11 protein-coding genes are annotated in these 14,069 nt (G+C 63.3%); 6 read left to right on the top strand and 5 right to left on the bottom strand.

What is annotated here, in order from left to right; translation table 11 throughout:
- Positions 1–350: hypothetical protein (locus tag VEK15_04705; protein ID HXV59972.1), on the bottom strand; the 350-nt coding region annotated here is incomplete at its 3' end.
- 129 nt (positions 351–479) lie between these two features.
- Here VEK15_04705 and VEK15_04700 point away from each other — a divergent pair.
- Positions 480–941 (top strand): hypothetical protein, encoded by a 462-nt coding sequence (locus VEK15_04700; GenBank protein HXV59971.1) that lies wholly within the window; start codon positions 480–482, stop codon positions 939–941.
- 103 nt (positions 942–1,044) lie between these two features.
- On the opposite strand, the gene VEK15_04695 is transcribed toward VEK15_04700, so the two are convergent.
- Together VEK15_04695 and tkt are read right to left on the bottom strand one after the other, a co-directional pair.
- Positions 1,045–1,950: an ABC transporter ATP-binding protein gene (locus tag VEK15_04695; protein HXV59970.1), complete on the bottom strand. Its 906-nt coding sequence runs from the start codon at positions 1,948–1,950 to the stop codon at positions 1,045–1,047.
- A gap of 3 nt (positions 1,951–1,953) precedes the next feature.
- On the bottom strand, positions 1,954–3,963 hold the full coding sequence (gene tkt, locus VEK15_04690; GenBank protein ID HXV59969.1) for a transketolase: 2,010 nt from the start codon (positions 3,961–3,963) through the stop codon (positions 1,954–1,956).
- A 119-nt stretch (positions 3,964–4,082) separates the two neighbouring features.
- On the opposite strand from tkt, the gene VEK15_04685 reads away from it, so the two are divergent.
- Positions 4,083–4,802 (top strand): Crp/Fnr family transcriptional regulator, encoded by a 720-nt coding sequence (locus tag VEK15_04685; GenBank protein HXV59968.1) that lies wholly within the window; start codon positions 4,083–4,085, stop codon positions 4,800–4,802.
- 39 nt (positions 4,803–4,841) lie between these two features.
- Here VEK15_04685 and VEK15_04680 read toward each other — a convergent pair whose 3' ends face one another.
- Positions 4,842–5,252 (bottom strand): hypothetical protein, encoded by a 411-nt coding sequence (locus VEK15_04680; GenBank protein HXV59967.1) that lies wholly within the window; start codon positions 5,250–5,252, stop codon positions 4,842–4,844.
- 62 nt (positions 5,253–5,314) lie between these two features.
- Between VEK15_04680 and VEK15_04675 the strand changes: the two genes are divergently transcribed.
- From VEK15_04675 to VEK15_04660, 4 genes are all read left to right on the top strand, one after another.
- Complete coding sequence (locus tag VEK15_04675; protein HXV59966.1) at positions 5,315–5,839, top strand: DinB family protein; 525 nt, start codon at positions 5,315–5,317, stop codon at positions 5,837–5,839.
- A 330-nt stretch (positions 5,840–6,169) separates the two neighbouring features.
- Positions 6,170–7,429: an efflux RND transporter periplasmic adaptor subunit gene (locus tag VEK15_04670; GenBank protein HXV59965.1), complete on the top strand. Its 1,260-nt coding sequence runs from the start codon at positions 6,170–6,172 to the stop codon at positions 7,427–7,429.
- Between the two features lie 27 nt (positions 7,430–7,456).
- On the top strand, positions 7,457–8,158 hold the full coding sequence (locus VEK15_04665; GenBank protein HXV59964.1) for an ABC transporter ATP-binding protein: 702 nt from the start codon (positions 7,457–7,459) through the stop codon (positions 8,156–8,158).
- 1 nt (position 8,159) lies between these two features.
- A complete protein-coding gene (locus VEK15_04660) occupies positions 8,160–10,616 on the top strand; it encodes an ABC transporter permease (protein ID HXV59963.1) in 2,457 nt (818 codons plus the stop codon).
- A 57-nt stretch (positions 10,617–10,673) separates the two neighbouring features.
- Here VEK15_04660 and VEK15_04655 read toward each other — a convergent pair.
- Positions 10,674–14,069, bottom strand: a 3,396-nt coding sequence (locus VEK15_04655; protein HXV59962.1) for a Calx-beta domain-containing protein, incomplete at its 5' end; no start/stop codon positions are given.

Genomic DNA, 14,069 nt, shown 5'->3' with positions numbered 1-14,069 from the left:
GTTTCGATCTCCTCGACCTCCCCATCGCGGGTCAACGTAATGGATTCGTAGATGTAGCTCGTGAGACGTTGGACCGCGGAAGAGCTTTCGACCCGGTCGGTCAGATCACGCAAATAGTCCGGGAAGACTCCGGAGACATCCTCCTCGTTCCCTTGACGGTGCAGCCGAACCACGGCCAGCGACGGAGGGTCCTCGATTCCGAGCGGGCGCAAGAGGACCCCATAGACGGCGCTGAAGATCGCGGTGTTGGCGCCGATTCCGAGGGCCATCGTGATCACGGCGAAACCGGCGAAAGCCTTGTTCTTGGGGAGCAGACGAATGGCAACCGCCACATCATGCTTCCAAGTCATCGTAGACCTCTCTTTTCTCCGATATCCAAATCTCGTATGTCGAAGACTCTTCGGAGCTTGCTCGAAGCAATGGGCCCTCAGGGCCGAGGTGACGAGATCCCAATAGGCACGGGCCAAGAATCGCCACCCGTGCAGGACGCCCTGATTCCGGGCATCCTGACCGAGCTTCTGAAACAGCGAGACCATCTCCTCACCGTGGACTCGACGAATCGCTTCGGGGAACAGTCCCACCAGCCGGCGATAGGTGCGCTCGGCGAGAGAGATCCGGGTGCGCAACCCCTAACCCCTTCCTTTGCTCTCCGACGGGCCAACCAGACGCGAGCGCAACCGAGCGACGAGTCCTTCGAGGTGTCTGGCTTCCCCGAGCAAAACTCTCCGGCCAGCGGGTGTCAGCTCGTAGTACCGGCGTCTCGGATCGTCGCCGCGGCGGCGCTTACCTTCGCGGATAAAGCCCATCGCGACGAGACGACGGATGACGGAGTACAGATTCCCGGGCAGGGGACGGATTCGGTGCTCGCTATCCCGCTCGATCCGTTGAACCAGGGCATAGCCATGGGCTGGCTCGTGGGCAAGGGCCAAAAGAACGTGTAGCTCGATGGGCCTCAAAGCGCTCGGCATCACCCAACTGTACTTCAGTGAAGTATACTTCTGTCAAGTACACTGTAGGACTGAAGGCTTTCGAACCCGCCAAGAGTCAATCGCGCAGTTCCTTGCCCGTGAGCTCCATGAAGACGTCGCCCAGGTTCGGGCGGGACAATCGAAGCTGAAGAACGACATTCGCTTCCTGGGCAACGAGCGGGATCAGAAGTGCAAGCACTTTCTCCGCGTCCGCGGTTCGGATGCGGTACGAGCTCACGCCGTTCGGTACGGCATTCCATTCGGACAACGAGGCCGCGAGATTCTCTTTCGGCTCTCGGGCGAGCTCCAGCTCGATCGTACGCCCGCCGCCGAGCTCCTCGACCAGCTGCTCCACGGTACCCTCGGCCACGCAGGCGCCCTCGTCGAGGATGGCAAGGCGGCTGCAAAGACGCTCCGCCTCGTCCATATAATGCGTGCTGAGCACGAGCGCGAGCCCGTCGGCAGCGAGTCCTTGCATCGTCTCGTAGATGCGCTCGCGGGATTGAGGATCGATACCAACCGTCGGCTCGTCGAGAAGAACCACCTGAGGCTGGTGCACCAGGCCGCAGACGAGATTGAGCCGGCGTTTCATCCCCTCGGAGAACACCGCAACCCGATCGTGGCGTCGGGCGCTGAGCCCGGCGAGCTCGAGCAGCTCGTCCACCCGCCGCTCGAGCCGATGGCCCGTGACCCCGTAGACTCCTCCGAAGAAGCGCAAGTTCTCTTCGGCGGTCAGCGGAGGATAGAGCGCGATCCTCTGCGGGACGAGCCCGAGAGCGCCGCCTACGAGAGCGACGGTTCCCCCGGACTTTGGAACCACCCCGCCGGTCATGCCGAGCGTCGTAGTCTTCCCCGCCCCGTTCGGACCGAGAACGCCGAAGATCTCGCCTCGATGAACGGTGAACGAGACTCCGCGCACCGCCTCGCGGCCCCCGTACACTTTCCTGAGATCGGAAACCACGAGGACGGCTTCCGCAGGCAAAGGCTAGAGCAAGCTCTTTACGGCGCGGACGACAGCCTCTGCCGTGATACCCAACTTTTGAAGATTCGTCTCCCCCGGAGCGGAGGCGCCGAATCGGTCGATACCGATTGCGATCCCGTCCGGCCCGACGAAGCGGCTCCAGCCGAAGCGAGCTCCCGCTTCCACCGAGACGCGCGCCGTCACTGAGCTCGGCAGGACTTCCTCTCGATAATCCGCCGACTCGGCTTCGAAGAGCTCCCAGCACGGCATCGAGACGATCCGTACGCGAACGCCCTCTCGGGCAAGTTCTGCCTCGGCCGCGAGCGCCACTTCCACCTCGGATCCCGTGGCGATCACGATGGCTTGGACTGGGCCGCCCTCGGGACTCGAAAGGACGTAGGCGCCTCGTCGAAGTCCCGAAGCCGCGCCCAGGCGGCGGTGATCCGCTTCCGTGACTTTCTGCCGGGTCAGCACGAGAGCCGTCGGACCCTCGGTTCTCTCCATGGCGTATCGCCACGCTTCACTCGTCTCGCTCCCGTCCGCGGGGCGAATCACCTGAAGGTTCGGCATGGCTCTCAGCGAAGCCAGATGCTCGACGGGCTGATGCGTCGGTCCGTCCTCTCCGACGCCCACCGAATCGTGTGTCCACACGTAGATGGCAGGTAGACCGCTGAGCGCGGCCAGTCGCACCGCGGGGCGCATGTAGTCCGAGAAGACGAAGAACGTCGAGGCGTAAGGGCGAAGGCCACCGTGGTAGGCGAACCCGTTCACGATCGCGCCCATCGCGTGCTCGCGAACGCCAAAATGGATGTTTCTCCCGGCGCCGGTCTGCCCGTCGAAGGAACCCTCGTCGTCGAGCGCCGTCTTGGTGGACGACGAGAGATCGGCATCGCCCCCGATGAGCTCGGGGACACGTTTGGCGATGGCATTCAGCACCTTGCCCGAGGCCTCCCGGGTGGCCAGTTTCTTGCCCGGCTCGAAAGTGGGAATTGCCTGGTCCCAACCGGAAGGCAGCTCGCGCCGAAAACGCCTCTCCCATTCACTGGCAAGATCCGGAAACGCTCTCCGGTAGGACTCGAATCGATCGTTCCACTCACCGGACCAGCGAGCCCCGTTCTCGCGAGCCAGACGAAAGTGCGCCATGACGTCGTCGGGGACGTAGAACTCCTTGCCCGGATCCCAGCCGAGCGCTTTCTTGGTTGCCGCGACCTCGTCGACGCCGAGCGGCGCTCCGTGAGCCGCCGATTTTCCCTGTTTGGCGGGCGAGCCGTAACCGATGGTCGTGTGCACGATGATGAGCGAAGGCCGCGAAGTGTCCTGTCGAGCTTCCCCGATGGCGGAATCGATGGCGTCGATGTCGTGATCTCCGTCGTCGACCCCGAGCACTTGCCAGCCGTAGGCTTCGAAACGCTTCTTCACGTCCTCGGTCGAGAAGCTCCACGAGGCCGGTCCGTCGAGCGTGACATCGTTCGCGTCGTAGAGGAAGACGATCTTGCCGAGCTTCAGCTGTCCCGCGATGGACGCCGCCTCGGCGGCCACTCCTTCCATGAGGTCACCGTCGGAAACGAGACCGTAGGTATGGTGGTCGACGACGACGTGACCCGGACGATTGAAACGATGAGCGAGAGCGCGCTCGGCCATCGCCATTCCCACCGCGTTACCGAATCCCTGGCCCAGCGGTCCGGTGGTGGCCTCCACTCCGGGCGTCACGAACGACTCGGGATGCCCGGGAGTGCGACTCCCCCACTGCCGGAAGTCTCTCAGATCCTCGAGCGTCAGGTCATAGCCCGTGAGATAGAGAAGCGCGTAGAGAAGCATGGAGCCATGCCCCGCGGAGAGCACGAAACGGTCGCGGTCGGGCCACGTGGGGCTTCCCGGGTCGTGCCGCATGTGATTCTGCCACAGAACGTAGCCCATCGGCGCGGCTCCCAGGGGCAGCCCGGGATGGCCCGAGTCGGCCTTCTGCACGGCATCGATGGCCAGCGTGCGGATGGTGTTGATGCAGAGTTGATCGATTCGAACGGCCGTGGTCATGGATGCGGAGAATACCAGGACCGCGAGACCCACACAATACAGGAGATGGAAGCGTTAAGCCCTTCACAGTCACTGGCTCGCCGGCCCGCTACTCTATAGCCAGACGAGGAGGTGTGTCGATGGCGAGCTTCGTTGGGAACCAAGAAAGCTCGGGCGTCGAGATTCCTGGTAGCGGGATCGTCAAAGGCGCTACATCGACGAAGGCGATGCCGAGCCAGCTCAATTTGGGTTTGCCTTCGTCCGAGACCGCCGAGCTGCTGAAGCGAGGCATTCACGTTCGCACCGAAAGGCAGCAGATTCTCTTCGGTGAAGGCGAGCGCGTCGACCGTCTGTTCGTCGTCGAATCGGGGAGCTTCAAACGCGTACGGCAATCTCGTGACGGCAGGGAGCTCATCCTTTCGCTCGTGGGAGCGGGAGATCTGTTTGGTGCCATCGCCGCGCCGATCGTTGCCACGAACCAGGTGCAGGCGCTCCAGGATTCGATATGTTTTTCGATCCCGGTCGCCGCCGTACAGCGAGCCATCGAACATCATCCGCCCTTTGCCGTCCGGTTGCTCGGCCTGATGCATGCCCGGCAACGCGAGGCGGAGTTGACAGCCGCTCGATTCGCGCTCGAGACCGTGCCACAAAGGCTCGCACACCTCATTTTGACCGAATCGGACCCGCGCTCGGGCGAGCTGCGGTTTCCCCTCAATCAGACGGAGATCGCGAACGTCATCGGGAGCAGCCGCGAGACCGTGTGCTCGATACTCAATCGCCTTCGCCGAGATGAAATCTTGGCGCTTTCGCGCGGTCGGATCCGAATTCTCGACCGCCAGCGTCTCGCGGATATCGTTTGAGGCGAGGGAGGCGGTTTTTCGCTTCCCACGTTCGCCCTGTCATCGCCTGAATCGCATCCGGTTTCCGCTGGGGAAATGGATCGTCATCACATCCTCCCCGAGCTCGACGCGGCAGGGTTCGCGCGCCGCCTCATTCGATCCGGCGATCGACATTCGAAGCGGCGCCTCGGCGAGGCTCGCGAAAGCCTCTCCTGCCGAAAGGTGGTAGTGGTGGGTGAACTCGAGGCGATCCCCCTCGAGGCGGTACGTGCCACCTTCCGCCGAGCCGCGACGCGGCTCGCCGTCATCGTCGGTTACGAAGAAGAGCACCATCCAGTCCGCCTCGGTAAAGAAGATGCGGCCTTCGACCGTGAGCTCGGCTCCGTCCTCGAGCACGTAGACCTCCGGACGCCAAGCTCCCTGGATCTGTTGGGCGGCTGCCGACAACGCCGACGCGACTAAGAGAATCATTAATGCCATCAGTGCTCCTTTCCGATCCATCGGACAGGGAACATACTGAGTTATCCTTGGGCGTGTTGTCGAGTCCGTCGGGACAGGTCGGTGAAGCGCTCATCCGCGAAGCCAGGCACCACCTCCTCGAAGTCTCGTGGCCTCGTCTGCAGAAGGCGGTCGCGACGCTCGACCCGGGGCACCTCTGGCGCCGTGCCAACGAGAACACCAACAGCGTCGGGAATCTCCTGCTTCACTTGACGGGCAACCTTCGGCAGTGGGTCGTGTCGGGTCTCGGCGGCGCCAAAGATGAACGCATCCGCTCTCGCGAGTTCTCCGAGCGAGGCCCTCTTCCCGGCTCGGTGGTGATGGCGCGCCTGGAGAAGACCCTCCACGAGGCTGCCGCCGTTCTCGACGGACTCGATCCAGAGCACCTCCTGGTCAAGTGGCGAATCCAGGGCGAGGACGTGACGGGCTTACAGGCCCTGGTGCATGTCGTGGAGCACTTCTCGTATCACGTCGGCCAAATCGCACACATCGTAAAGTCTTCCGAGAACGTCGACCTGGGCTACTACGAGGGCCGCGATCTCGACCAGCGAAACGCCTGAGCCTGTCGGCGCGTGACAGCAAAGCAACCGGTTCGCCCCAGAACCCGTCTTATATATGAAGGAGGGTTGCGGCTTCATTCTGACCTTGTCCAGGTGGAGCGGGGAGCATCGCGGCGGTCATTGGCGGCAAATCATACAACGGCCGATGTTTATCGCTCCGTTCGCGAATGGGATCGAGGATCCCAAAAGCGAACACGAATTATGGGCGAAACGTGAGCCATCCGGTCGGCCAAATCGTTCAGAAGGGGTTATTTGCAGGAAATCGGTTTTTGTGGAACAAATGGCACACGGTTTGCGCATAGGTTATTCGAGAGAGGGGGTTCGTAGGTCTTGGACATAAAACGGGAAGGTGTCGTCAGAAAGAAGCGAATCCGGGCGGCCATCATCACCGGCGTAGTTCTCGCTGGGATCGCCGCGATCAGCTTCGGACTGTCGCGCCTCGAGCCCGCTGCCCCCAGTGTCAACCGCGCAACGGTTTGGACGGACGTCGTGGAGCGAGGCGAGATGATTCGCCAGGTACGCGGTCCGGGAACGCTCGTCGTGGTGCCCGAGGCGATACGGTGGGTCGCCGCGAGGACGCGGGGACGGGTGGACCGCAGGGTGCTCCTCCCGGGCACCGAGGTCAAGACGGACACGGTGATTCTCGAGCTCAGTAACCCCGAGCTCGAGCAGGAGCTCCGCGACGCCGAGTTTCAGCTTCGGGCGCAGGAAGCGGAGCTCGCCGACCTCAGGGTTCGGCTCGAGAGTCAGCTGCTGAACCAGCGCGCTGGGGCCGCTACCGTCGCCTCGGAGTACAACCAGGCCCGGCTCCAGGCCGAGGCCGACGAAAGGCTCTTTGCCGAGAAACTCATCGGCGAGCTCATTCAGAAGCGTTCACGGGTCAGGGCGGACGAGCTCGAGACTCGCAACGAGCTCGAACAGCAGCGACTTCAAATCGCCAGCGCTTCCGTGGAGGCTCAGCTCGCCGCCAAACGGGCGACCGTGGAGCAGTTTCGCGCTCTCTACGAGCTCCGGCGAAGCCAGAGAGAAGCCCTGACGGTGCGCGCGGGCATCGAGGGCGTCCTGCAGGAGCTTGCCGTCGAGGTGGGCCAGGAGGTCACTCCGGGCGCCAACCTCGCGCGCGTGGCCCAGCCCGACAAGCTCAAGGCGCAGCTTCGTATCGCCGAGACCCAGGCCCGGGACATCGAGGTCGACCAGAAAGCGATCATCGACACCCGGAATGGGCTCATCGAGGGCCGGGTCATGCGGATCGATCCCGCCGTTCGAGAGGGCACGGTCACCGTCGACGTCCAGCTCGTCGGCGAGCTTCCGAAGGGAGCTCGTCCGGATTTGAGCGTCGATGGAACCATCGAGCTCGAACGCCTGGCGGACGTTTTGTACGTGGGCCGTCCCGCCTACGGCCAGGCAGAGAGCACCATCGGCCTCTTCAAGCTGCTCGACGACGGAGAGACCGCGGTCCGCACCCAAGTTCGACTGGGAAGAAGCTCGGTAAACACCATCGAGGTCATCGGCGGATTGACTGAAGGAGACGAAGTCATCTTGTCCGACACCTCGGCATGGGACGCCTACGATCGGATTCGATTGAACTAATAACCAAGTCAAGGAAGGAAGCGAAAAATGGCAGAAGAGTCCCCGGCCCTCATTCATCTCGAAGGAGTGACGAAGATCTTCTACACCGACGAGGTCGAGACGCACGCGCTCGCGGGCATCCACCTCGACATCAACAAGGGAGAATACGTCTCGATCAACGGGCCTTCGGGCTGCGGAAAGTCGACCTTGCTCTCCATTCTCGGGCTCTTGGACACACCGACCGAAGGCACGTACATCTTGAACGGCCAGTCGGTGGCGAATCTGAACCTCTCGCAGCGGGCTCGGATCCGGAACCGTGAAGTCGGCTTCATCTTCCAGGCGTTCAATCTCATCGGCGACCTCAACGTATACGAGAACGTCGAGCTGCCTCTCACTTACCGCGGGATGCCGTCGGCGGAGCGGAAGAAGCGGGTGAATGATGCGCTCGAAAGAGTCGGCATGGCGCATCGAATGAAACATTTCCCTTCGCAGCTCTCGGGTGGTCAGCAGCAGCGTGTCGCCGTGGCACGGGCGGTGGTGGGCGAGCCTTCGATCCTCCTCGCCGACGAGCCAACGGGTAACCTCGACTCGACCAATGGTGAAGCGGTCATGGATCTCCTTCGCGAGCTCCATCAGGGCGGTGCGACCATCTGCATGGTGACCCACGATCCGCGCTACGCGCAGTACGCCGAACGGACGGTGTCGCTGTTCGACGGGCGGATCGTCGAAGAAAAAGTGGAAGTCGCCTGATTTGATCGGGACTCTCCTTCAAGACATTCGCTTCAGCGTGCGCGGGCTTCTGAAGAAGCCCGCGTTCACTTTGGTGGCGGTCCTTTCGCTCGCGCTGGGGATCGGCGCGAACACGACCATCTTCACACTGGTCAATACGATCCTCTTGAACCCTCTTCCGGTCGAGGACCCCTCGTCGCTCTATGCCGTCTTCACCCAGGACGAGGCCAACGCCGCCGCCGGTCTCACCCAGGTATCGTTCCCGAACTACGAGGACTTGCGCGACCAGAACGAAGCTTTCGAAGCTCTCGCCGCCTATGGCTTCCCGATTCCCACGGCGATGCTCGTGGGCGAGGAGCCCGAGCAGGTTTTCACGGAGATCGTCAGCGGGAACTATTTCCGGGTCCTGAGCATCGAGCCGACGATCGGCCGCTTCATCCTGCCCGAGGAGGATCGCGTCGAGGGGGCGAGCCCCGTGGCGGTCCTGAGCTATGGCCTCTGGACCAGACGTTTCGGGCAGGACCCCTCGGTGATTCACCGTACCATTACCATCAACGGCGTGAGTTATGACGTCGTGGGGGTGGCGCCCGAGGGCTTCAAGGGGGTGAACGCGTTGTTCAGCCCGGACGTGTGGGTCCCGATGATGATGTACCGGGAGGTGCTGCCCGCACAGTTCCACGAATGGTTCGAGGACCGGCGAGCTCTGTTACTGAATGTCTTCGGACGCCTCCCCTCCGGGGCGACGCCCGAGGAGGCTCAAGCGCACTTGAAGACGATCGCGGCATCGCTCGAAGCCGAATATCCCGAGCCCAACAAAGGGCGAACGATCGAGATTAGACCTTTGACCGAAGCGACGATCTTCCCCGGGTTTCGCGGCATGCTGGTCGGAGGCGGCGTCGTCTTGATGAGCGTCGTGGGACTGGTGCTTCTAATCGCTTGTTTCAACGTCGCCAATCTCCTGCTGTCTCAAGCCTCGAGCCGGCGAAAGGAGATCGCCGTCCGCCTTTCGCTGGGGGCCGGCCGATCGCGGCTCATGCGACAGCTCTTGTCGGAGAGCCTCATTCTCGGCCTGATGGGAGGTGCGCTCGGGCTCCTCGTCGCCTTCTGGGGGAAGGACTTGATCTGGTCCACCCGCCCGCCTTTTCTCGCACAGAACGTGGTCGAGCTGGCGCTCGACGGACGGGTCCTGTTGTTCACGCTCGGCGTTTCTCTCCTGACCGGCGTGCTCTTCGGTCTCATCCCCGCGATCCAGGGGTCGAGGGCACCCGTGGTCGACGCATTGAAAGAGGAGACGCGTACCGCGGGCCGCGCGCGTGGCCGATTCAGCCTTCGCAACGGCCTCGTCGTCGCGCAAGTCGCCCTGTCCATCATCTCGCTCGTCGTGGCCGGGCTGTTTTTGCGGAGCCTGGAGACGGCGCATCGGCTCGATCCCGGCTTCGAGACGGAGAAGCTGGCGGTGATGACGGTGAACCTGGGACAAGCGGGGTACGATCCACCTCAGGGTCGCGCATTCTACGACGCCATCCTCACCCGGCTTCGAGCCGAGCCTGGGCTTTCATCGGCCGCCTGGGCGACCAATCTGCCGCTTTTCGGAGGATTCCAGCGGAGCGTGTTTCTCGAAGGGCAGCCCGAGGACGAGAGTGGGATCCTGGTGCTCACCAATCAGGTGGATGACGGTTTCTTCGCAACGTCGGGGACGCCCCTTCTCCGAGGCCGAGACTTCACGCCCGTGGACCGGGAAGACTCGCCTCCGGTCGCCATCGTCAACGAGCAGATGGCTCGAGACTTCTGGCCCGATTCGGAGCCCATCGGAAAACGATTTCGCTTCTACGGCGATGACTTCTTTCACGAAGTCGTCGGCATCGTGGCTACCGCAAAGTACGTGACCCTCGGCGAGGACCCGCAATCGGCGGTGTATCTCCCCCGGCGCCAAAGCTACGCGGACTCGATGGTCCTTTATTTGCGCACCGAGGGCGATCCGTCCGCTGCCCTCGCTTTGGCGCGCGAGCGGTTCCGGGAGGCGGATCGCCGCGTTCCGGTGACGAACAGCTGGACCATTTCCGAAGTGATCGACCAGTCGCTCTGGGCACCGAAGCTCGGGGCCATCCTGTTTGCCTGCATGGGTGCTCTCGCTCTCGCCCTCGCCTCCATCGGGCTCTACGGGGTGATGGCCTATCACGTCAGCCAGCGCAATCAGGAGATCGGACTACGCATGGCGCTCGGCGCCGCTCAGAAAGACGTCCTGGGCATGGTGATGAAGCAGGCGATGGCGCTCGTCGGGCTGGGGTGCGTCATCGGACTGGTTCTCGCGCTCAGCGCCTCCAGCTTGGTGTCGACGCTTCTGTTCGGGAGCGCGCGAGACCCGCTCACGTTCGCGGGCGTTCCGCTCGTTCTGGCAACGGTCGCTTTCGTGGCGAGCCTGCTTCCGGCGATTCGCGCGAGCCGCGTCGACCCACTGGTCGCCCTTCGGCACCAGTAGGCTTCGAAAGCCCGCGCGAAACCCCGCTGAGGTTTCTTGTGTTTGTCGCTCGCTCCCTCAGTCCGTCCCCACGCTCACCACCACCGCGGGGCTTTTGGCGAGCAGCGTGTAACCGTTATTGGCGAAGAACCGGAACTCATAGGTTCCGGGCGTCTGGGGCATGACGAACGTCAGCACCGCCGACGTTACTCCGGTGGCCGGCATGGAGCGAGTTCCGCTCAGATACTTCCAATCCACGTAGCTCGTCGAAGCAGAACCCACTAACGACAGGCTCACCCAGTCGCCGCGGTAGCCGGGACCTTCGGCAACACTCACCTGCACCGAGCCACCCGGCTCGACCGAAGTCGTGCTCAACGTCAGAGTGGGCGGCCGGAGCGAGACAACCGGACTCGCGGCAAGAAGCGTGTAGCTGTTGTTCGCGAAGAACCGAAACTCGTAATCTCCCAGTGTCCGCGGCATGACGAACGTCAGCACGGCGGACGTCAATCCCGTCGCGGGCACGGAGCGGGTTCCGCTCAGGTACTGCCAGTCCGAGTAGCTCGACAGCGGGCTTCCCACCTTGGCGAGGGCCACCCAATCGGTGCGGTTACCGGGTCCTTCCGACACCGTGACTTGCACCGGCGCGCCCAACGCGACCGACGTAGTGCTCACTGCCACGCTCGGTCCCTGCGTTCCCGACCCGCTCAAGGGCACCGTGGCGCCGTTGCCACCCGTCAAGCTCAACGTTCCGGTCGCGTCACCGGCACTCATCGGCGTGAAACGCACCGTCACGCTCGTCGCCTCGCCGGGTCCGAGCGAGTAGCTGGAAACGCCGACCAGCAGGAACCCCGAACCGGTCACACTAGCGTTTCCCGTGAGAACGCCGGCTCCCGCGTTCCGCACGGTGATGGGAAGGTCGGCGCTCGCGCCCAGTCCGACGCTTCCGAAGGATAGACTCGAAGGATCGACCTCGAGCACCGGTGTGGTCGACGGTTGCTCCCCCGTGCCGTCCAGGGGCACCGTCGCACCCCCGGCGCCCGTCAAGCTGAGCGTTCCGATTGCCGCGCCTTCGACCAACGGCGCGAAACGCACGGTCAGAGGAGCGCTCTCACCGGCTCCGAGCGAGTAGCTCGAGCTACCCACGAGGCTGAATCCCGCTCCGGTCACCGAGGCTTGTCCAACGAGCGTCCCGGCTCCAATGTTGCGCACGGTCACGACCTGTTCGGCGCTCGAGTTTGTCGCCACCGTACCAAAGGATAAGCTCGCTGGTACCACTTCCAGGATCGGAGTGCTGGGCAACTCGACCGTCACCACAGGACTCGTGGCCAGAAGGGTGTTGCCATTGTTGGCAAAGAATCGGAACACGTAGTTCCCGAGTGGCTGGGGCATGACGAACGTCAGCGTCGCCGAAGTCACTCCAGTGGCAGGCATGGAGCGAGTCCCGTTCAGATACTTCCAGTCGAGGTAGCTCGTCGTAGGACTCCCCACCGCCGAGAGGGCCACCCAGTCCCCGCGGTAACCGGGACCTTCGGCAACGCTCACCTGCACCGAGCCACCCGGCCCGACCGACGCCGCGCTCGACGTCAGAGTGGGCGGCCTGAGCGAGACGGCTGGACTCGTGGCCAGAAGGGTGTAGCCGTTGTTCGCGAAGAACCGAAACTCGTAATCTCCCAGTGTCCGCGGCATGTTGAACGTCAGCACCGCAGAGGTCAATCCCGTCGTGGGCACGGAGTGCGTTCCATTCAGGTATTGCCAGTCCGAGTAGCTCGTCAGCGGGCTTCCCACCTTGGCGAGGGCCACCCAATCGGTGCGGTTACCGGGCCCATCCGACAGCGTGACCTGCACCGAGCCGCCCAGGGCGACTGATGTGGCACTCACGGAGAGGGTGGGAGCGTCGTCATTCAAAATCGTTCCTACACCCCGTCCGTCCAAAATGTCCGCGCCCACGGCTCCCGTAAGATCGACGAAGAAACGTTCGTCGCCCTCGAATGCGGTATCGCCGGTGACCGAGACCGGAATCATCCGGACGAGGGTTCCCGGCGGAAAGATCAAGGTACCGCTGATAGCCTGGTAATCGCTCCCGGCAGTGGCGGTATCATCCTGGGTGGCGTAGCCGACGCTCACCTCCGCTTCGGACGGGGCCGTCAGCGTGACTGGGAATACGAAGCTCGTTGTGCCGGTGTTTCCCTCGACGAGACCCACGTCGCCAATGGTCATGCTCGTGAAGTCGTCGTTGAGATTCACGACCGAGATGTCGGGAGGGTCGAGCCCCGCGTAATCGCTGTCCGAAGTCACCGCAGGCGACGTAACGATCGTGAAGGTTACGTCTCCGTCGATGAGCGTGTCATCGACGCCGGTCACCGTGACGATCTTGGGGAGCTGAGCGTCGTTCGGGTCGAAAACCAGCTCAACGGGCGACACCAGCCCCTCGGTGGGATCGGAGCTCGCGAGTCCGATGCTCACCTCCGCGCTCGGCATGGACGAGAGGGCGAGGGTGAAGGTTGCCGTACCGCCAGCCTCGGTCGTCGTGATCTCGCCGGGGCTCACCTGGAAACCCGGGATGCCCCCGCAGCAAACAGGAACGTTCCGGTCGAACGTCAAGCTCCAGCCGGCGGATAGGATGCCTCCATCGAGGAAGAAATCGTCGATGATGTATAGGCGCCAGGTTCCGTTCGGGTCGGCGCCACTCAGATCGGCGAGAGCGCTCCCGTAAGGCCCCGACGGTGCGGGAGCGAGAAACTCGTCGGACTGTCCCTCATAGTTCGCCGGTCGATAAGTGCCGGTCACGATGGCGCTTCCATCGGGAATGGCCGCTGCGGCACCGTCATCGAAGGTGATGTTGGCGTTCTGAAGGGCGAAACCTCCGCCGGCGTCGGACATGAGCACCACGCTGCGTCCGTCTGGCGCGACCAGCAGGACGTCGATGTCGTCCGGGAAGGGATGGCTCACGCCCGAGAGGGTCACCGTGACATTACCCACTCGACCGGTCAGTCCCGAGACCTCGATCGTCGACGGATATGGGTCGGCCGGACCACCGATGGGGATGCCGATCAAGGCAGTATTGCTCAGTGTGGTCTCCAGTCCGGACGGAACCTGCAAGCCCAGGTCGAAAACGAACTGGACCGGGCCGATGGCAACACCACCGTCATCGAGGGACAGGGTCGCGATCACCTCGCCACCGCATACCCCCTCGGCAACGAAAGAGAAGGAACGCGAGACCGGTGGCGCGCCCACCTGAAGTTGACCGTAGTTTTGCGGTCCGCTCGGTGACGTGACACCTCCCGAGGCTTCGAGCGTCGCCACGAGCTGGTTGGTATCGAGTAGCCCCACGTTTCTGAGCGGGAGATCGACGGTGACCATCTCCCCTGGGTCGAGAGCCCCGTTCCCGACACCACATGCCTCGGCGGTCAGAGTCGCGCCCGCCGGAACGATGGCAGGCCTCGGGACCTCGTCAGCGTTGTAGACGACGAGAGC

This window comes from Vicinamibacteria bacterium, assembly GCA_035620555.1.
GTDB lineage: Bacteria > Acidobacteriota > Vicinamibacteria > Marinacidobacterales > SMYC01 > DASPGQ01.
This window is presented reverse-complemented; position numbering and strand designations above follow the sequence as displayed.